Annotated in this window: 19 protein-coding genes; 17 read left to right on the plus strand and 2 right to left on the minus strand. The window is 73.4% G+C overall.

Annotated features, from left to right (window positions below):
- Positions 1–47: 47 nt before the first annotated feature.
- From dnaJ to ACFWJ4_RS11955, 15 genes are all read left to right on the plus strand, one after another.
- Positions 48–1,187 carry a molecular chaperone DnaJ gene (dnaJ, locus tag ACFWJ4_RS11885; protein WP_380542290.1) on the plus strand — a complete coding sequence of 380 codons (1,140 nt, stop codon included), beginning with the start codon at positions 48–50 and terminating at the stop codon, positions 1,185–1,187.
- A gap of 75 nt (positions 1,188–1,262) precedes the next feature.
- Positions 1,263–2,012: a 16S rRNA (uracil(1498)-N(3))-methyltransferase gene (locus tag ACFWJ4_RS11890; RefSeq protein WP_380542293.1), complete on the plus strand. Its 750-nt coding sequence runs from the start codon at positions 1,263–1,265 to the stop codon at positions 2,010–2,012.
- Between the two features lie 155 nt (positions 2,013–2,167).
- Positions 2,168–5,431 (plus strand): PDZ domain-containing protein, encoded by a 3,264-nt coding sequence (locus ACFWJ4_RS11895; RefSeq protein ID WP_380542295.1) that lies wholly within the window; start codon positions 2,168–2,170, stop codon positions 5,429–5,431.
- A 114-nt stretch (positions 5,432–5,545) separates the two neighbouring features.
- Entirely contained in the window at positions 5,546–6,292 is a 747-nt protein-coding gene (locus ACFWJ4_RS11900; protein WP_380542298.1) for an RDD family protein, read from the plus strand.
- A gap of 52 nt (positions 6,293–6,344) precedes the next feature.
- The gene (locus ACFWJ4_RS11905) at positions 6,345–6,698 is read left to right on the plus strand and encodes a histidine triad nucleotide-binding protein (RefSeq protein ID WP_359903038.1); all 354 of its coding nucleotides are present in this window, start codon (positions 6,345–6,347) and stop codon (positions 6,696–6,698) included.
- Positions 6,699–6,704: 6 nt separating this feature from the next.
- Complete coding sequence (locus ACFWJ4_RS11910) at positions 6,705–7,628, plus strand: ribonuclease Z (protein ID WP_359903035.1); 924 nt, start codon at positions 6,705–6,707, stop codon at positions 7,626–7,628.
- Positions 7,629–7,821: 193 nt separating this feature from the next.
- Positions 7,822–8,955: a PhoH family protein gene (locus ACFWJ4_RS11915; RefSeq protein WP_380542301.1), complete on the plus strand. Its 1,134-nt coding sequence runs from the start codon at positions 7,822–7,824 to the stop codon at positions 8,953–8,955.
- A gap of 14 nt (positions 8,956–8,969) precedes the next feature.
- Positions 8,970–9,464, plus strand: coding sequence for an rRNA maturation RNase YbeY (ybeY, locus tag ACFWJ4_RS11920; RefSeq protein WP_380542304.1), 495 nt, complete (start codon positions 8,970–8,972; stop codon positions 9,462–9,464).
- Between the two features lie 19 nt (positions 9,465–9,483).
- Positions 9,484–10,809, plus strand: a complete 1,326-nt coding sequence (locus ACFWJ4_RS11925) for a hemolysin family protein (protein WP_380542307.1) — start codon at positions 9,484–9,486, stop codon at positions 10,807–10,809.
- A 33-nt stretch (positions 10,810–10,842) separates the two neighbouring features.
- Positions 10,843–11,079 carry a hypothetical protein gene (locus ACFWJ4_RS11930; protein ID WP_359903026.1) on the plus strand — a complete coding sequence of 79 codons (237 nt, stop codon included), beginning with the start codon at positions 10,843–10,845 and terminating at the stop codon, positions 11,077–11,079.
- A 26-nt stretch (positions 11,080–11,105) separates the two neighbouring features.
- Positions 11,106–11,654: a DUF4383 domain-containing protein gene (locus ACFWJ4_RS11935; RefSeq protein WP_380542310.1), complete on the plus strand. Its 549-nt coding sequence runs from the start codon at positions 11,106–11,108 to the stop codon at positions 11,652–11,654.
- 28 nt (positions 11,655–11,682) lie between these two features.
- Positions 11,683–12,036 (plus strand): cytidine deaminase, encoded by a 354-nt coding sequence (locus ACFWJ4_RS11940; protein ID WP_359903020.1) that lies wholly within the window; start codon positions 11,683–11,685, stop codon positions 12,034–12,036.
- 148 nt (positions 12,037–12,184) lie between these two features.
- A complete protein-coding gene (locus tag ACFWJ4_RS11945) occupies positions 12,185–12,361 on the plus strand; it encodes a hypothetical protein (protein WP_380542313.1) in 177 nt (58 codons plus the stop codon).
- A 70-nt stretch (positions 12,362–12,431) separates the two neighbouring features.
- Positions 12,432–13,361, plus strand: a complete 930-nt coding sequence (gene era, locus ACFWJ4_RS11950) for a GTPase Era (RefSeq protein WP_316521324.1) — start codon at positions 12,432–12,434, stop codon at positions 13,359–13,361.
- A gap of 123 nt (positions 13,362–13,484) precedes the next feature.
- The gene (locus ACFWJ4_RS11955; protein ID WP_380542316.1) at positions 13,485–14,189 is read left to right on the plus strand and encodes an alpha/beta fold hydrolase; all 705 of its coding nucleotides are present in this window, start codon (positions 13,485–13,487) and stop codon (positions 14,187–14,189) included.
- A gap of 57 nt (positions 14,190–14,246) precedes the next feature.
- Here the strand turns inward: ACFWJ4_RS11955 and ACFWJ4_RS11960 are convergent, their stop codons facing one another.
- The gene (locus tag ACFWJ4_RS11960; RefSeq protein WP_359903011.1) at positions 14,247–14,513 is read right to left on the minus strand and encodes a protealysin inhibitor emfourin; all 267 of its coding nucleotides are present in this window, start codon (positions 14,511–14,513) and stop codon (positions 14,247–14,249) included.
- 174 nt (positions 14,514–14,687) lie between these two features.
- Positions 14,688–15,710: a M4 family metallopeptidase gene (locus tag ACFWJ4_RS11965; RefSeq protein WP_380542319.1), complete on the minus strand. Its 1,023-nt coding sequence runs from the start codon at positions 15,708–15,710 to the stop codon at positions 14,688–14,690.
- Positions 15,711–16,051: 341 nt separating this feature from the next.
- Here ACFWJ4_RS11965 and leuA point away from each other — a divergent pair, with 341 nt between their 5' ends.
- Together leuA and ACFWJ4_RS11975 are read left to right on the plus strand one after the other, a co-directional pair.
- On the plus strand, positions 16,052–17,848 hold the full coding sequence (gene leuA, locus ACFWJ4_RS11970; RefSeq protein ID WP_359903005.1) for a 2-isopropylmalate synthase: 1,797 nt from the start codon (positions 16,052–16,054) through the stop codon (positions 17,846–17,848).
- A gap of 359 nt (positions 17,849–18,207) precedes the next feature.
- Entirely contained in the window at positions 18,208–18,753 is a 546-nt protein-coding gene (locus tag ACFWJ4_RS11975) for a TerB family tellurite resistance protein (RefSeq protein ID WP_359903002.1), read from the plus strand.
- Positions 18,754–18,869: the final 116 nt, after the last annotated feature.

Consider the following 18,869-nt stretch of genomic DNA (forward strand, 5'->3'; position numbering starts at 1 on the left):
GGCGTCCAGTCGCAGCACTACTACAGGCGGAACAAGCGGAGCATTTGGTGGCCACGGACTACTACGCGGTACTCGGCGTCCGACGGGATGCGGGGCAGGACGAGATCAAGAAGGCGTTCCGGCGCCTGGCACGCGAACTGCACCCGGACGTCAACCCGGACCCGAAGACGCAGGAGCGGTTCAAGGAGATCAACGCCGCCTACGAGGTGCTCTCCGACCCGCAGAAGCGTCAGGTCTACGACCTCGGCGGGGACCCGCTGTCCCCGGGCGGCGGCGGTGCCGGCGGCTTCGGTGCCGGCGCGGCGGGCTTCGGCTTCTCCGACATCATGGACGCCTTCTTCGGCGCCGCGGCCGGCCAGCGCGGCCCGCGCTCGCGCACCCGCCGCGGCCAGGACGCCATGATCCGGCTGGAGATCACCCTGGAGGAGGCCGCGTTCGGCACCACCAAGGAACTCCAGGTCGACACCGCCGTCACCTGCACCACCTGCAGCGGCGAGGGCGCGGCCCCCGGCACCTCGGCGCAGACCTGTGACATGTGCCGGGGCAAGGGCGAGGTCTCCCAGGTCACCCGGTCCTTCCTGGGCCAGGTCATGACCTCCCGCCCCTGCCCGCAGTGCCAGGGCTTCGGCACCGTCGTGCCGACCCCGTGCCCGGAGTGCGCCGGCGACGGCCGCGTGCGCGCCCGCCGCACCCTGACCGTCAAGATCCCGGCCGGGGTCGACAACGGCACCCGGATCCAGCTGGCCGGCGAGGGCGAGGTCGGCCCCGGCGGCGGCCCGGCCGGCGACCTGTACGTCGAGATCGCCGAGACCACCCACGCCATCTTCCAGCGGCGCGGGGACGACCTGCACTGCACCGTCACCATCCCGATGACGGCGGCCTCGCTCGGCACCCGGGTGCCGCTGCAGACCCTGGACGGCCTGGAGGAGGTCGACATCCGGCCCGGCACCCAGTCCGGCCAGTCGATCCCGCTGCACGGCCGGGGCATCACCCACCTGCGCGGCGGCGGCCGGGGCGACCTGATAGTGCACGTCGAGGTGAAGACGCCCACCAAGCTCGACGCCGAGCAGGAGGAGCTGCTGCGCCGCCTCGCGGTGCTGCGCGGCGAGGAGCAGCCGTCCGGCCAGTTCGCGCCGGGCCAGCAGGGCCTGTTCTCCCGCCTGAAGGACGCCTTCAACGGCCGGTAGTCGTCCGCGGAGGGGTGCCGGGGGATCCCGGCACCCCTTCCGTGTTCCCGTCCCACTCCTGGAGGTTCCCCCGTCATGACCGCGCCCGTCTTCGTCGTCGAGACCGAGCGGATCGCCGCCGCCGTGCCCGGGGCCGTGGTGCGCCTGGACGGCCCGGAGGGGCGGCACGCGGCCGCGGTGAAGCGGCTGGAGCCGGGCGAGGCGGTCACCCTGGCCGACGGGCTGGGACTCGGGGTGGACGGCACGGTCGCCGAGGTGCTCGGCAAGGACGCGATCGACGTGACGGTCGCCGCCGTGCGCCGGGAGCCGGAGCCCGCGCCGCGGATCGTGGTCGTCCAGGCGCTGCCCAAGGGCGACCGCGGCGAGCTGGCCGTGGAGACGATGACCGAGGTCGGCGTGGACGTGGTGGTCCCGTGGTCCGCCTCGCGCTGCATCACCCAGTGGAAGGGCGAGCGCGGCGCCAAGGCGCTCGCCAAGTGGCGGGCCACCGCCCGGGAGGCGGGCAAGCAGTCCCGCCGGCTGCGCTTCCCCGAGGTCCGCGAGCCGATGACCACCCGGCAGCTGGCGCCGGTGCTGGCGCGGGCCGCGTTCGCCGCCGTGCTGCACGAGGAGGGCGCCGAGCCGCTGGCGCACGCCGGGCTGCCGGAGGGCGGGGACATCGTGCTGGTGGTCGGCCCCGAGGGCGGGGTCTCCCCGGAGGAGCTGGCCGCCTTCGCCGAGGCGGGCGCCAAGCCGTACCGGCTGGGCTCCTCGGTGCTGCGCACCTCGACCGCCGGGGTGGCCGCCGGCGCGCTGCTGCTCGGGCGCACCGGCCGCTGGTCGTGACGGCGGCCGTGACAGCTGCCGTGATGGCGGCCGTGCAGGCGGCCGGGGCGGCCTGCGGGGCGGTTCCCGGGAGGGCCTAACAGCCCTCCGCGGGCGGCGCCGGAAGTCTGGGAAAAACGGCGCGGATCGTACGCGCACCTGCTTAGGCTGGCCGGGTGACGGACTCCCTGAGCACCTCCTCGAACAGCTCGGCGGGCGCCTACCTGCGCCATCCCCACCTGCACGGCGACCTGGTCGCCTTCGTCGCCGAGGACGACCTCTGGCTCGCCCCGCTGGACGGCGGCCGGGCCTGGCGGCTGACGGCGGACCACCTGCCGGTCCACCACCCGAGGTTCTCCCCGGACGGGCGGCACCTCGCCTTCACCTCCACCCGGGACGGCGCGCCCGAGGTGCACGTGGTGCCGGTGGACGGCGGCCCGTCGCGTCGGCTCACCCACTGGGGCAGCCACCAGACCCGGGTGCTCGGCTGGACCGCCGACGGCCGCCCGATCGCCGCCACCGCCGCGGGCGAGGCCAGTTTCCGCCGCACCTGGGCGCACGCCGTGCCGCTGGACGGCGGCGAGCCGCAGCGGCTGCCGTACGGGCCGGTCGGCGGGCTCGCCTTCGAGCCGGGCGGGGACCGGGTGCTGCTGAGCAGCGTCAACGGTCGCGACCCGGCCTGGTGGAAGCGGTACCGGGGCGGGCGGGCCGGCAAGCTGTGGCTGGGCCGGGACGAGTTCGTCCGCGTCCACGCGGAGCTGGACGGGCAGTTGGACTCCCCGCTGTGGGTGGCCGGGCCGGGCGGGCGGGACGGCCGGATCGCCTTCCTGTCCGACCACGAGGGCGTCGGCGAGCTGTGGTCCAGCGGCCCGGACGGCACCGACCTGCGCCGCCACACCGCCGACCCGGACGGCTTCTACGCCCGCGGCGCCACCACCGACGGCACCCGGGTGGTCCTCCACCGGGCCGGCGACCTCTGGCTGCTGGACGACCTGGACGGCGCCGAGCCGCGCCGGCTGGACGTCCGCCTCGCCGGTCCGCGGGCCGGGCGCCGCCCCCGCCCGGTGCCCGCCGCGCACTGGCTGGACTCCGTCGCCCCCGACCGCACCGGCCGGGGCAGCGCCGTGGTGGTGCGCGGCAGCGTGCACTGGCTGACCCACCGCGAGGGCCCGGCCCGGGTGCTGGACGAGACCCCGGGCGTGCGCGGGCGGCTGGTCCGGGTGGTGCCGGGCGAGGACGGCGCCCAGGGCGTGCTGTGGGTGTCCGACGCCGAGGGCGAGGACGCCCTGGAGTTCGCCCCCGACCTGCACGGCGCCGAGCGCCGCCGGCTGGCCGCCGGGCAGCTCGGCCGGGTCAACTCGCTGGTGGTCTCCCCGGACGGCAAGCAGGCCGCGCTCGGCGTGCACGACGGCCGGGTGCTGCTGGTCTCGCTGGCCGACGGCGCCGTGCACGAGCTGGACCGCAGCGCCGACGGAGAGGCCGGCGGGCCGGCCTTCAGCCCGGACTCGGCCTGGCTGGCCTGGTCGCGCCCGGTGCGCGGGATGGGCCCCCACTCGCTGCGCCAGATCGTGCTGGCCAACCTGGCCACCCGGACGGTCGGCGAGGTCACCCAGCCGCGCTTCGTGGACACCTCGCCCTCCTTCACCGCGGACGGGCGCTACCTGGCCTTCCTGTCGGTGCGCAACTTCGACCCGGTCTACGACGCGCACGTCTTCGACCTGTCCTTCCCGAACGGCTGCCGCCCCTACCTGGTCACGCTGGCCGCCGACACGCCCTCCCCGTTCGGGCCGCAGCGGGCCGGGCGCCCGCTCGGCGGGGAGGAGGACGAGCCGAAGGCCCGGAAGGCGGACGGCGAGGAGGCGGCGGCCGACGCCGCGCCGGTGACCAGGGTGGACCTGGACGGCATCGCCGACCGGATCGTCCCCTTCCCGGTCGAGGGCGGTCGCTTCGAGGACCTGGCCGCCGCCAAGGACGGCGTGCTCTGGACCAGGGCCCCGCTGATGGGCGAACTCGGCGACGAGGCCGCCTCGTTGGACGACGACCGGCCCCGCCCGGTGCTGGAGCGCTTCGACCTGAGGAAGCGCCGGGTCGAGCAGCTGGTGCACGGCCTGGACGGCTTCTCGGTCAGCGCGGACGGCACCCGGGCGGCCGTGCTGGACGAGGGCGAGCTGCGGGTCGTCCCGGCCGACCACAAGGGCGGCGACGACGAGGAGACCACCGTCGACCTCGCCCGGCTGCGGGTGACCGTCGACCCGGCCGCCGAGTGGCGGCAGATGTACGCCGAGAACGGCCGGCTGATGCGGGACAACTTCTGGCGCCCCGACCTCTCAGGCGTCGACTGGGACGGGGTGCTGGAGCGCTACCGGCCGCTGGTCGAGCGGGTCGGCTCGCACGACGAACTGGTCGACCTGCTCTGGGAGGTGCACGGCGAACTGGGCACCTCGCACGCCTACGTGATGCCCTACGGCCGGTACACCGAGCCCGCCCGGCGCCAGGGCCTGCTCGGCGCCGACCTGGTCCGGGACGGCGAGCGGTGGCGGATCGCCCGGATCCTGCCCGGGGAGTCCTCCGACCCCAGGGCCCGCTCGCCGCTGGCCGCGCCCGGCGCGGCGGTCCGCCCGGGCGACGCGGTGCTGGCCGTCAACGGCCGCCCGGTGGACCCGGTCACCGGCCCGGCCCCGCTGCTGGCCGGCACGGCGGGCCAGCCGGTCGAGCTGACCGTGGCCGGGAAGGACGGCACCGACCGGCGCCACCCGGTGGTCGTCCCGCTCGCCGACGAGGAGGCGCTGCGCTACCACGACTGGGTGGCCGGGCGGCGGGCCGCGGTGCGGGAGCTGTCCGGCGGGCGGCTGGGCTACCTGCACCTGCCCGACATGCAGACGGCCGGCTGGGCCCAGCTGCACCGCGACCTGAGCAGCGAGATGGCCAGGGAGGGCCTGGTCGTCGACGTCCGGGGGAACCGGGGCGGCCACACCTCGCAGCTGGTGATCGAGAAGCTGGCCCGCCGGATCATCGGCTGGGACGTCATCCGGGACACCGACCACCCGGTGCCCTACCCGGCGGACGCCCCGCGCGGTCCGGTGGTCGCGCTCGCCGACGAGTTCACCGGCTCGGACGGCGACGTGGTCAACGCCGCCGTCCAGGCGCTCGGCATCGGCCCGGTGGTCGGCACCCGCACCTGGGGCGGGGTGATCGGCATCGACAGCCGCTACCGGCTGGTCGACGGCACCCTGGTCACCCAGCCCAAGTACGCGCTCTGGCTGGAGAACTACGGCTGGGGCCTGGAGAACCACGGCGTCGACCCGGACGTCGAGGTGCCGTTCGCCCCGCACCACTGGGCGGCCGGCGAGGACCCCCAGCTGGCCGAGGGCGTCCGGCTCGCCCTGGAGCGGCTCGCCGAGACCCCGGCCCGTACGGCGCCGCCGCTGCCCTGGCGGTAGCGGGGCGCCGCCCTCGGAGCGGGAGGCCGTGCCGGCCGGCTTCCCGCTCCGGGGTGCGGGGGCGTGGGTAGGATGCGGGGCTGTTTCTTGATCCACAGCTCACGGGGGAACCACATGGCGCAGGGCTACCCGCCGCCGCAGTACGGCCAGAATCCTTACGCACAGCAGCCGCAGCCCCATCCGCCGGCGCAGCCCTACCAGCAGCCGCCGGCGCAGCCGTACCCGCCGCAGCCGTACCCGCCGCAGGGGTACGCCGCGCCGCAGCCGTACCCGCCGGCACAGCCGTACCAGCAGCCGCCGGCGCAGCCGTACCCGCCGCAGGGACACGCCCCGCAGGCGTACCCGCAGCCGTACCCGGACCCCTACCCGCGGAGCGAGCAGCCGCGGCGGGCGCTGCCGCCCTGCCCCAAGGAGGCGGGCGGCGGCCGGCGGTTCCTGGCGATCGTGCTGGACTGGCTGTTCGCGATCGGCCTCGGCTTCGTCGCCGCCAACGCCGCGAGCCGCCCGAGGACCGGGCACGCGGCCGGCCACGCCGTGCAGAGCGGACCGGTGGTGCCCTACTTCGTGGCGCTGCTGGCCGTCGGCCTGGCCGCGTCCTTCCTCAACCAGGTGGTGCTCGCCCGGCTGACCGGCTTCAGCGTCGGCAAGGGGGTCATGGCGATGCGGGTGGTGCGCCGCAAGGGCGTGATGCGGCCCAACACCTGGCGGCTCACCAGGCGCTGGCTGATCGGTTTCGTCATCCTCGCGGTCTCCTTCCTCACCGAGGACTTCGACACGGACGAGGGCGACGTCGTCGGCATGCGCTCGGTGCGCTGGAAGCACCTCCAGGAGTACCAGCAGGCCGTCGCCCCGCTCGGCTAGGCTGCGCCCGTACGGCCCCACCACCCGACGTACCGATCCCGAGGAGGGAACCATGGCCGGCGAGCCGCAGCCCGACTGCCTGTTCTGCAAGATCGTGGCGGGCGAGATCCCGGCGACCGTGGTGCGCAAGACCGAGCGCACCCTCGCCTTCCGCGACATCGCCCCCAAGGCGCCCGTGCACGTGCTGGTGGTCCCGCACGCGCACTACCCGAACGCGGCCGCGCTGGCCGCCGCCGAGCCGGAGATCGCCGGCGAACTGCTCGCCGAGGCGGGCGCGGTGGCCAGGGACGAGGGCATCGAGGACTACCGGCTGATCTTCAACACCGGTGCGGGCGCCGGACAGACCGTCTTCCACGCGCACGTCCACGTGCTCGGCGGGGCGAAGATGACCGAGAGCATGGTCTGACCGCAGGTGTCCCAGCGCGAACTCGTCGTCCTCGGCACCGCCAGCCAGGTGCCCACCCGGCACCGCAACCACAACGGCTACCTGCTGCGCTGGGACGGCGAGGGCCTGCTGTTCGACCCCGGTGAGGGCACCCAGCGCCAGATGCTGCACGCCGGGGTCACGGCCACCCAGATCACCCGGATCGCCGTCACCCACTTCCACGGGGACCACTGCCTGGGCCTCGCCGGGGTGATCCAGCGGATCAACCTCGACCGGGTCCCGCACCCCGTCGACGTCTACTTCCCGGCCTCTGGCGAGGTCTACTTCGAGCGGCTGCGGCACTCCACCGCCTACCACGAGACGGCCGTGCTGCGGCCCCGCCCGATCGACGAGCCCGGTCCGCTGCCCGCGCCCGGCGCCCGCTTCGCGCTGGACGCCGTCCGGCTGGACCACCCGGTGGAGTCCTTCGGCTACCGGCTGTCCGAGCCGGACGGCCGCCGGCTGGTGCCGCAGCGGCTCGCCGCGCTCGGCGTGCGCGGCCCGGCGGTCGGCCGGCTCCAGCACGAGGGCGCGATCGAGGTGGACGGCCGCACCGTCACGCTGGGCGAGGTCAGCGAGCCGCGGCCGGGCCAGAAGTTCGCCTTCGTGATGGACACCCGCCTGTGCGAGGGCGTGCACACCCTCGCCGAGGGCGCCGACCTGCTGGTCGTCGAGGCGACGTTCACCGACGCCGACGCCCGCCTCGCGGAGGAGCACGGCCACCTCACCGCCGGGCAGGCCGCCAAGGTCGCCGCCGAGGCCGGGGTGCGCACCCTGGTGCTGACCCACTTCTCGCAGCGCTACCCGGACCTCGGCCAGCACCTGGCCGACGCCCGCAAGCACTTCGACGGGGAACTGGTGCTGGCCGCCGACCTCGACCGGGTGCCCGTCCCGGCCCGCCGCCCGTCGTGACCGGCCCGGGAACGCCGAGCCGCGGCCGGCGGGAAAAATACGCTCGCATCGGCCTCCGATCTGCCGCAGCATCGTCGGGTGCGGCCCCGCCGCCCGCCACGGCGATCACGCTCGCGGCGTACCCTGGTGCCCCGGAGACACCGAGCGGCACCCGAGACCACGGATGGGATGAGGCAGGCCCCAGCGCCGACCTATGAGTGACACATCGCAGACCCGTACCAACGGACAGTCGCGCACCGAACCGGCCGGCGACGGCCGCGTCAGCGCCCGGATCGTCATCCCCGAGAAGCACCCGATGGTCACCCTGCTCGGCACCGCGGACTCGCTGCTGCGCGTGATCGAGCAGGGCTTCCCCGCCGCCGACATCCACGTCCGCGGCAACGAGGTGACCGCCACCGGAGCCCGGGCCGAGGTCGCCCTCGTGCAGCGGCTCTTCAACGAGATGATGCTGGTGCTGCGCACCGGCCAGCCCCTGACGGAGGACTCCGTGGAGCGCTCCATCGCCATGCTCCGCAGCCAGGAACAGGACCCGGACAGCCCGGCGCCCTCCCAGGTGTTCACCGCGAACATCCTGTCCAACCGGGGCCGCACGATCCGCCCGAAGACCCTCAACCAGCAGCGCTACGTCGACGCGATCGACAAGCACACGATCGTCTTCGGCCTCGGCCCGGCCGGCACCGGCAAGACCTACCTGGCGATGGCCAAGGCCGTCCAGGCCCTCCAGGCCAAGGAGGTCAACCGGATCATCCTGACCCGCCCGGCGGTCGAGGCGGGGGAGCGGCTGGGCTTCCTGCCCGGCACCCTCTACGAGAAGATCGACCCGTACCTGCGCCCGCTGTACGACGCGCTGCACGACATGATGGACCCGGACTCCATCCCGCGCCTGATGGCGGCCGGCACCATCGAGGTCGCCCCGCTCGCGTACATGCGCGGCCGCACCCTCAACGACGCCTTCATCATCCTCGACGAGGCCCAGAACACCTCGCCCGAGCAGATGAAGATGTTCCTCACCCGTCTCGGGTTCAACTCCCGGGTGGTGGTCACCGGCGACACCAGCCAGATCGACCTCCCGGGCGGCACCCGCAGCGGACTCAAGGTCGTCCAGGAGATCCTGGCCGACGTGCCCGACATCCACTTCTCCGTCCTCACCAGCACCGACGTGGTCCGCCACAAGCTGGTCGGCCGGATCGTGGACGCCTACGAGCGCTGGGACGCCCGGCAGGAGGCCGAGGACGGCTCCCCGGCTCCCCGCAAGCCCGCCCAGCGGCGCCCCGGCAAGGCCACCGCGCCCCGCGCTCCCCGACAGTCCCATCGCACCGAAAGCTGAGCACACAGCCCGTCATGTCGATCGACATCGCCAACGAGTCCGGTTGGGAAGCCGACGAGGAGTCCATCCTCGACGTCGCCCGCTTCGCCCTGGACAAGATGCGGATCCACCCGCAGTCAGAACTGTCCGTGATCCTGGTGGACAGTGCGGCGATGGAGGAGCTGCACATCCAGTGGATGGACCTGCCCGGGCCCACCGACGTGATGTCCTTCCCGATGGACGAGCTGCGTCCCGGCAAGGAGGGCGACGAGCTGCCGCAGGGCCTGCTCGGCGACATCGTGCTCTGCCCCGAGGTCGCCGAGCAGCAGGGCCAGGCCGCTCCCTCCAAGCACTCGATGGACGAGGAGCTGCAACTGCTCACCGTGCACGGGGTGCTGCACGTCCTCGGCTACGACCACGAGGAGCCGGAGGAAGAGGAGGAGATGTTCGCCCTCCAGAAGCGCATCCTGGACGACTGGCGGGCGGGCCGCGGCCTCGGCGGCATCTCCCCGGCCCCCACCACCCACTGAGCGCGGAGCCCGAACCCCTGTGAGTGGTGAGAGTACGAGCTTCATCCTCGGTGCCGTGCTGCTCGTCGTGCTCGGCTGGCTGGCCGCGTGCGCCGAGGCGGGCATCTCCCGGGTCTCCCGGTTCCGGGCGGAGGAGGCGGTGCGCAGCGGCCGGCGCGGCTCCGCGCGGCTGCTGACCGTCGCCTCCGACCCGATCCGCTACCTCAACCTGGCCACCCTGATCCGGGTGGCCAGCGAGATGGCGGCGGCCGTCCTGGTCACCGTGGTGTGCGTGCGCAACGTCAGCCCGACCTGGCAGGCCGTGCTGCTGGCGTTCGGCGTGATGGTGCTGGTGTCCTTCGTCGCGGTGGGGGTCTCGCCGCGCACGATCGGGCGCCAGCACCCGATCACCACCGCGACCGCGGCCTCCTTCGTGCTGCTGCCGCTGGCCGCGGTGCTGGGCCCGATCCCGCGGCTGCTGATCCTGCTCGGCAACGCGCTGACCCCGGGCAAGGGCTACCGGGAGGGTCCGTTCGCCTCGGAGGCGGAGCTGCGGGCCCTGGTGGACCTCGCCGGGAAGGACGACCTGATCGAGGACGAGGAGCGCCGGATGGTGCACTCGGTCTTCGAGCTGGGCGACACCATCGTGCGCGAGGTGATGGTGCCGCGCACCGACCTGGTGATGATCGAGCGGCACAAGACCGTCCGGCAGGCGCTCACCCTGGCGCTGCGCTCCGGCTTCTCGCGCATCCCGGTGGTCGGCGACAACGAGGACGACGTGGTCGGCATCGTCTACCTCAAGGACCTGGTGCGGCGCACCCACATCAACCGGGACGCGGAGTCCGAGGAGGTCGGCGCGGTGATGCGCCCGGCCGTCTTCGTCCCCGACTCCAAGCCGGCCGGCGACCTGCTGCGCGAGATGCAGCAGCGCCGCTCGCACGTGGCGATCGTGATCGACGAGTACGGCGGCACGGCCGGGCTGGTCACCATCGAGGACATCCTGGAGGAGATCGTCGGCGAGATCACCGACGAGTACGACCGGGAGATCGCCCCGGTGGAGGACCTCGGCGACGGCTCGTACCGGATCACCGCCCGGCTGCTGGTGGAGGACCTGGGCGAGCTGTTCGGCAGCGAGCTGGAGGACGAGGACGTCGAGACCGTCGGCGGCCTGCTGGCCAAGCACCTGGGCCGGGTGCCGATCCCCGGCTCGTCCTGCGAGATCCCGCTGCCCGAGCCGGTCGGGGGCGGCCTGACCGGCATCCTGCTGACCGCCGAGTCCTCGGCCGGCCGCCGCAACCGGATCGGCTCCATGGTCGCCGCCCCCGTCCGCCGCACCGAGGGCGCCGAGGCCCCGGCGGGCGAGTAGCGGGCGGGCGGTCGCCGAGCGACCATGGAGGGCATGACGCACAAACTTCGCGCGGAGTACGGCCCGCAGGGGGCGGCCGGCGGAGTCAAGTCCTGGCACGTGGTGCGGGACGAGGACCTGTCGGTGGCGCTCTGCGGCCGGGACATGCCCGACGACGCCGAGACGCGGCCCGAGGAGGAGTGGGGCACCGGGTTGCGCTGCTGCCAGCAGTGCGGCTCGCTCTACATGCACGAGACCCCGCACATGGAGAAGCTCCATCCCTACAGCTAGACCATGGCCGAGCTCTGGAGGTCGCCATGAAGCTGCAAGACACGCTGAAGCCCGTCGACCGCCGTCTCGCCATGGTGTGGCGGATCGGGGCGGGGGCCGGGGGGATCTTCCTGATCGTGTTCGGGTGCCTGGGGCTGGCCGACCACCCCGGGTTCCTGTCCACCCACGGTGACCAGGTCACCGGGCTGTCGACGAACGGGGCGCTGAGCATCCTGTCCATCGTGGCGGGCGCGGTCCTGCTGGTGGGGGCGGTGATCGGCGGGAACTTCGCGTCCAACCTCAACATGGCGGTGGGCGTGCTGTTCGTCCTGTCCGGTTTCTACGGCCTGACGGTGCTGGAGCGGCCGGAGGCGAACATCCTCAACTTCCGGATGTCGAACGTGCTGTTCGCGTTCATCTTCGGGATCGTCCTGACGACCTTTGGCATGTACGGCCGGGTGAGCAGCCACCTGCCGCACGACAACCCGTTCTGGCGCGAGCGCATCGAGCACGAGGAGCCGCAGCCGTCCGGGCCGAAGACCTTCGTCAAGGTCCTGCACCCGAACCCGGGGCCGACCCACCCGGTCGGCCACTGAGCGCCGCCGGGTGCCTATGCTCGGCGGCATGAGTGACATCGTCGAGCTCGACCCCGAAGACAAGAAGATCATCACCCTGGCCCGCTCGGCCCGTGCCCGCAACGGCGTCGCCGAGGGGGCCGCGGTGCGTGACGAGACCGGACGCACCTACGTGGCCGGGACGGTCGCGCTGGAGTCGCTGCGGCTGAGCGCCCTCCAGGCGGCGGTGGCGATGGCGGTGGCCAGCGGCGCCAGGTCGCTGGAGGCGGCGGCCGTGGTGAGCGAGGCGGAGCAGCCGGCCGAGGCTGACCTGGCGGCCGTACGGGACCTGGGCGGGGCCGGGACGCCGGTGCTGCTGGCCGGGCCGGACGGGGCGCTGCGGGTGTCCGCCGAGGCGCGCTGAGGCCCGGCGGGGCCCGGTGGGAGGCCTGGGCGGGGCCGCCGGGGGCCCGTGCCCCGGGCCTTCGGCGGCCGGGTCGAGGGGCATGGTCCCGGTCCGCGCCCGGCAGATAATCTCACCGGGGGAGTGGATGCGCTGAGGGGGCTGGGGCATGGGGGCGGTGGCGTTCTTCGCCGGGCTGCTGCTGTTCGTGATGGGGCTGGGCAAGTGGCAGGAGACCAAGTCGGAGCTCTGGCTCTTCGGCTCGCTCGGCTTCCTGCTGGTGCTGGTGGTGGTCTCGCTGATCCCCACCGACGGCAAGGGCGGGAAGGGCGGGAAGAAGGGCTGAACGCGCCCCCGAACACCCCCGGGGGTGGGCCCGGACGGCGGGGCTCCGGTGATCAGGGAGAATGGAGCCCATGAATGCCCCTTCCTCCTCGTACCGCTCCGGGTTCGCGTGCTTCGTCGGCCGGCCCAACGCGGGCAAGTCGACCCTGACCAACGCCCTGGTGGGGACGAAGGTCGCGATCACCTCCGACCGCCCGCAGACCACCCGGCACACCGTGCGCGGCATCGTGCACCGCCCGGACGCCCAGCTCGTCCTGGTCGACACCCCCGGCCTGCACAAGCCGCGCACCCTGCTCGGCGAACGCCTCAACGACCTGGTCCGCACCACCTGGGCCGAGGTCGACGTGATCGGCTTCTGCCTGCCCGCCGACCAGAAGATCGGCCCCGGCGACAAGTTCATCGCCAAGGAGATCGCCGGGATCAAGAAGACCCCGAAGGTCGCCATCGTCACCAAGACCGACCTGGTCGACTCCAAGCGCCTGGCCGAGCAGCTGATCGCCATCCACCAGCTCGGCATCGAGCTGGGCTTCGAGTGGGCCGAGATCATCCCGGTCTCCGCCGTGGGCGACAAGCAGGTGGAACTGGTCGCCGACCTTCTCACCAAGCTGCTGCCGGAGGGCGACCAGCTCTACCCGGAGGGCGACCTCACCGACGAGCCCGAGCAGATCATGGTCGCCGAGCTGATCCGCGAGGCCGCACTGGAGGGCGTGCGCGACGAACTGCCGCACTCGCTGGCCGTGGTGGTCGAGGAGATGCTGCCGCGCGAGGGCCGTCCGGCGGACCGCCCGCTGCTGGACATCCACGCCAACGTCTACATCGAGCGGCAGAGCCAGAAGGCGATCGTGATCGGCGCGAAGGGCTCGCGGCTCAAGCACGTCGGCACCACCGCCCGCAAGCACATCGAGGCGCTGCTCGGCACGCCGGTCTACCTGGACCTGCACGTCAAGGTCGCCAAGGACTGGCAGCGCGACCCCAAGCAGCTGCGCAAGCTCGGCTTCTGAGTCCGGGCTCCGGACCGGCGGGTTCGAGCCACCGGGAGGCCCGGGGCCCGTTCGGACGTTGTGCGTCCGGGCGGGCCCTCGTCGTGGTCCGGCCGTACGCGACGTCAGAAGGGGCACAGCGCGATGAAGTTGCACACCCGGGAGTGGGGCGGTGGGGACCGGCTGGCCGTGCTGGTGCACGGCATCATGTCCGACCACCGCACCTGGCGGCTGATCGGTCCGGCGCTGGCCGAGCGGGGCTACCGGGTGCTCGGGGTGGACCTGCGCGGGCACGGGCGCAGCCCGCGCGGCACCGGCGGGAGCCCGCTGGAGCGCTACCCCCTGGAGGCGTACTCCGACGACCTGGTGGAGAACCTGCCGACCGGCGTCGAGCTCGCGATCGGCCACTCGCTGGGCGGCATCGCGCTGGCGGGCGCGGTCGAACGGCTGGAGCCGGCCCGCGCGGTGTACGTCGACCCGGCCTGGCGGTTCGCCCAGACCGGGATGGACCCGCGGGTGATGGCGGAGCTGAGGCACCTCACCCGGGAGCAGATCGTCGCGCTCAGCCCGAGCTGGGAGCCGGACGACGTGGACGCCGAACTCGCCGCCGCGGCGGCCTGGGACGAGGACTCGGCGTGGGCCCTGGCCGACCAGCGCTCGGACCTGCCGACCGGGCCGGCGGTGCCCTCGCTGGCGGTGCTGGCCGACCGCAGCCTGCTGGTGGACGCGTCCAGCGCCCGGGCGCTGCGCGCCCGGGGCTTCGAGGTGCGCACCGTGCCCGGTACGGGCCACACCGTCCACCGGGACGACCCGGCCGGCTTCCTGGCCGCGCTCGACGGCTGGCTCTGACCCTCCCGGGCCGCCGGGTCCCCCGCGTTCGGCGGGCCCTGCCGCGCGACCCCGGTGCTACGCGCCCTCGCGCAGCACCAGGGAGATCAGCTCGCGCTGCGAGTCGGTGAGCTTCGGGTCGGCGCAGTACACCGACCGGCCGTCGACGGTGATCTCGTAGTGGAAGCCGTCCGGCACCCCGTACGAGGGCGCGCGCAGCCCGCCCGCGACGGCCTCGCGGGCGAGCGCGTGCACGTGCGGGGCGTCCGTGCGGTCGGCGGTGTCGATCTCCGCCTGGCGGACGAGCCCCGCGAAACCGCCGGTCCGGGTCACCTGGATACGCATGGTGTCCATGGTGCTACGCAGGGAGGGGGTTTGCCGGGCTTTTCCCGGACCGTGACCTTAAGCCCGCCTCAACCCGCTCTCAACCACCCTTCAAGCGCGCTCCGGTGGCTCCGGACGGGCCCGGACGGGCTCCTGGGGCTCCGGGCGAGCCCCGCGGGCCGCGTCCCCGGAGGGTCACCCCGGGCTGACCCCGACCTGCGCCCAGGAGGCCGTGACGGTGTCCACGACCGACCGGTCGTCGGGGTAGCGGGCCTTGGCGGCGGCCACGGTGGCCCGGGCGAAGGCGGTGAAGTCGGCGTCGGCGGGCAGCGTGCGCCCGGTCAGCGCGTCGTACCAGATCCGCCCCGCGCGCTCCCAGGCCGAGCCGCCGAGCGCGGTGGCCAGCAGGTAGAACGCGTGGTTGGGGATGCCGGAGTTGATGTGCACCCCGCCGTTGTCCTGGGAGGTGTTCACGTAGTCCCGCATGTGCGCGGGCTGCGGGTCCTTGCCCAGCTGCGGGTCGTCGTAGGCGGTGCCGGGCGCCTTCATCGAGCGCAGCGCCACGCCCTGCACGCCCGGGGCGAGCAGCCCGGCGCCGATCAGCCAGTCGGCGTCGGCGGCGCTCTGGTGCAGCGAGTACTGCTTGACCAGCGAGCCGAAGACGTCGGAGACCGACTCGTTGAGCGCGCCGGGCTGGTCCTGGTAGTCCAGCCCGGCGGTGAACTGGGTGACGCCGTGGGTGAGTTCGTGGCCGATGACGTCGATGCAGGCGGTGAAGTCGCCGAACACCACGTTGTCGCCGTCGCCGAACACCATCTGGTGGCCGTTCCAGAAGGCGTTGTCGTAGTTGCGGTCGTAGTGGACGCTGGCGTCCAGCCGCAGGTTCCGGTCGTCGATCGAGTGCCGGCCGAAGACGTCGGCGTAGAGCGCGAAGGTGGCACCGAGGCCGTCGTAGGCGTGGTTGACGGAGCTGTCGGAGGACGCGCCGCGGCCCTCGGTGCGCACGCTGCGCCCGGGCAGCCGCCGGCCGTGTCCGGCGTCGTAGATCACCCGGTTGAGGCCCGGGACGGCGGCGACGGGCGGGGGCGGGGAGAGCCGGGCCGCGCGGTGCGCCGCGTCGAGGGCCAGGGAGTGGACGGCGGGCTCGTGACCGGCCTCGGCGAGGCGGTCCAGGACGTACGGCGGGACGATCGTGCAGATCGGTACTGCTGCAGTCATGTGGCCCAGGGTGAGGCCTCGATGACCGGTTGTCACCACCTTCGGCATGACCGGTCGACGTCTCAAGGGGTGGAACGGAAGCCCGGATCACTTCGGGGGCGCGCGGCGCTGGGTTACGCTGGGGCCATCATGCGCAACGGGCTGCTTCTTCTTAGCTGCCGCGTCGAGGGCCTGTAGTCCACCGGGCCGGCACCCTCGCCGCGGGGAACGAGCTGTGCGCGCGATCGGCGATCCAATGGTGTATCGCGAGCGGCAGCCGAGGCCGGCCAGTCGGTGTCGACCAGGTGTTGACCCCTCCCGACCCGCCCGCACCACGCATCACAGGAAGCCGAGTCACCTCCATGACCGAGCAGAACTCCGCCGCGTCCGTTCCCGCCGGCCGTCCCTTCGTCGACCGCCCCACCCCGATCACCGCCGCCTCGGTGCGCCAGCGGCCCTCGGGCATGCGTCACGGGCGCTACCTGCCGTTCGGCACCGTCGACCTGGCGGACCGCAGCTGGCCGGAGAAGGTGATCACCAAGGCGCCGCGCTGGCTCTCCACCGATCTGCGGGACGGCAACCAGGCGCTGATCGACCCGATGTCGCCGGCCCGCAAGCGCATGATGTTCGACCTGCTGGTGAAGATGGGCTACAAGGAGATCGAGGTCGGCTTCCCCTCCTCCGGGGCCACCGACCACGCCTTCGTGCGCTCGCTGATCGAGGAGGGGGCGATCCCCGAGGACGTCACCATCTCGGTGCTGACGCAGGCCCGCGAGGAACTGATCGAGAAGACCGTGGAGTCGCTGGTCGGCGCCCCGCGGGCGACCGTCCACCTGTACAACGCGACCGCGCCGCTGTTCCGCCGGGTGGTGTTCCGCAACGACAGGGCGGCCACCAGGGCGATCGCCACCGAGGGCACCCGGCTGGTGATGGAGTACGCGGAGAAGCTGCTGGGCGACGACACCGTCTTCGGGTACCAGTACTCGCCGGAGATCTTCGTCGACACCGAGCTGGACTTCGCGCTGGAGGTCTGCGAGGCGGTCATGGACGTCTGGCAGCCGGGCGAGGGCCGCGAGATCATCCTGAACCTGCCCGCCACCGTCGAGCGGGCCACCCCGAACGTCCAGGCCGACCAGTTCGAGTGGATGTCGCGCCACCTGTCCCGCCGCGAGTTCGTCTGCCTGTCGGTGCACCCGCACAACGACCGCGGCACCGCCGTCGCCTCCGCCGAGCTGTCCTACATGGCGGGTGCCGACCGCATCGAGGGCTGCCTGTTCGGCCAGGGCGAGCGGACCGGCAACGTCGACCTGGTGACGCTGGGGATGAACCTGTTCTCGCAGGGCATCGACCCGCAGATCGACTTCTCCGACATCGACGAGGTGCGCCGCACCGCCGAGTACTGCAACCAGATGGAGGTGCACCCGCGCCACCCGTACGCCGGCGACCTGGTGTACACCTCCTTCTCCGGCTCGCACCAGGACGCCATCAAGAAGGGCTTCGACGTCCTGGAGGCGGACGCCAGGGCCGCGGGCGTACCGGTGCACGAGCACACCTGGGGCGTGCCGTACCTGCCGATCGACCCGAAGGACGTCGGCCGCACCTACGAGGCGGTCATCCGGGTCAACAGCCAGTCCGGCAAGGGCGGCGTGGCGTACGTGCTGAAGAACGACCACAAGCTGGACCTGCCGCGCCGGATGCAGATCGAGTTCTCCCGGATCATCCAGGCCAAGACCGACGCCGAGGGCGGCGAGGTCAGCCCGGCCGAGATCTGGCGGGTCTTCGAGGACGAGTACCTGCCGACCACCGACAACCCGTGGGGCCGGATCTCGCTGAGCGGTTCGCGCACCCTGACCACCGAGGACGGCCGGGACGCGCTGACCGCCGAGGCCCTGGTGGACGGCGTCCCGACCACCCTGACCGGTACCGGCAACGGCCCGGTCTCGGCCTTCGCCGACGCGCTGGCCCGGATCGGCGTGGACGTGCGCGTCCTGGACTACGCCGAGCACGCGCTGAGCGAGGGCGGCGACGCCCAGGCCGCCGCGTACGTGGAGTGCGCGGTGGACGGCAAGGTGCTGTGGGGCGTGGGCATCGACGGCAACACCGTGCTGGCCTCGCTGAAGGCCATGATCAGCGCCGTCAACCGCTCGCAGCGCGGCTAATTCGAACGGGTGGTGTGCGAAGGGCCGTCCCGCGGGGCGGCCCTTCGCCGTGCCGGCCTGGAGTTGTGTCCTGCGCCACATTTTTTCGAATCGGAAGCCGTTCGAGGTACTGACACGTGCCGGTAACCGTGGCAACATCGATCCACCGGAAAGCCGGGTCGGTGGGACGGCCTCGGTGTCCGGTCGCGTGACCTGCCCATTGTCGAGCAGGCCGCCTGCCATGTCTGGGGAGTGGCGCCGTGACCAGGTTGTGGGGTGTTCGCCCGCGGTGGCGGACTGACGTTCTCGGTGACTTCTTCTGCCCGGGCTGTGGCGGGGACCGCAACTACCGCCGGCAGCACGGCCGGCGGTGGCTGCGGTTGCTGGGGACCCCGGTGGTCCCGCTCGGTCCGGTGATCGGCAGTGTGCAGTGCACCAGCTGCCACGGCCGGTACGGCGTCGAGAGCCTGGAGCAGCCCACCAGCGTGCGCCTCGGCGCGATGCTGCGGGACGCCCAGTACACCATCGCGCTGGCCCTGCTCGCGGCCGGCGGCACCGCCCACCGGGCGGCCCGCGACGCGGCCTGCGCGGCGGTCCGCGAGGCCGGGTTCGAGGACTGCGGCGAGGCCCAGGTGCTGGCCGCGCTCGCCGCGCTCTCCGGGCTCGGCGGCGAACTCCACGACGCCCGGGGGATGTCCGGCGGACTGGCCGTCGAACTGCACGCGGTGCTCGAACCGCTCACCCCGCACCTGGCCCACCACGGCCGCGAGCGGCTGCTGCTGCAGGGCGCGGCGATCGCCCTGGCGGACGGGCGCTACCTGCCGCAGGAGCGCGACGCGCTCGCCGCGGTCGGGGGCTGCCTGGACCTGCCGAAGTCCCGGGTCGGGGCGCTGCTGGAGGCGGCGACCAGGACCCCGTACAAGTAGCGCCGCCCGCCGGCCCGCCCGCCCGCGGCGCTGCTCGCCGACCACCTCTCACCGCTCACGATCACCGCTCACGATCACTGCTCGCGATCACCGGCCACCACCACCGCCCGCTGGGC

Source organism: Kitasatospora sp. NPDC127067 (genome assembly GCF_042724755.1).
Lineage (GTDB): Bacteria > Actinomycetota > Actinomycetes > Streptomycetales > Streptomycetaceae > Kitasatospora > Kitasatospora lactacystinica.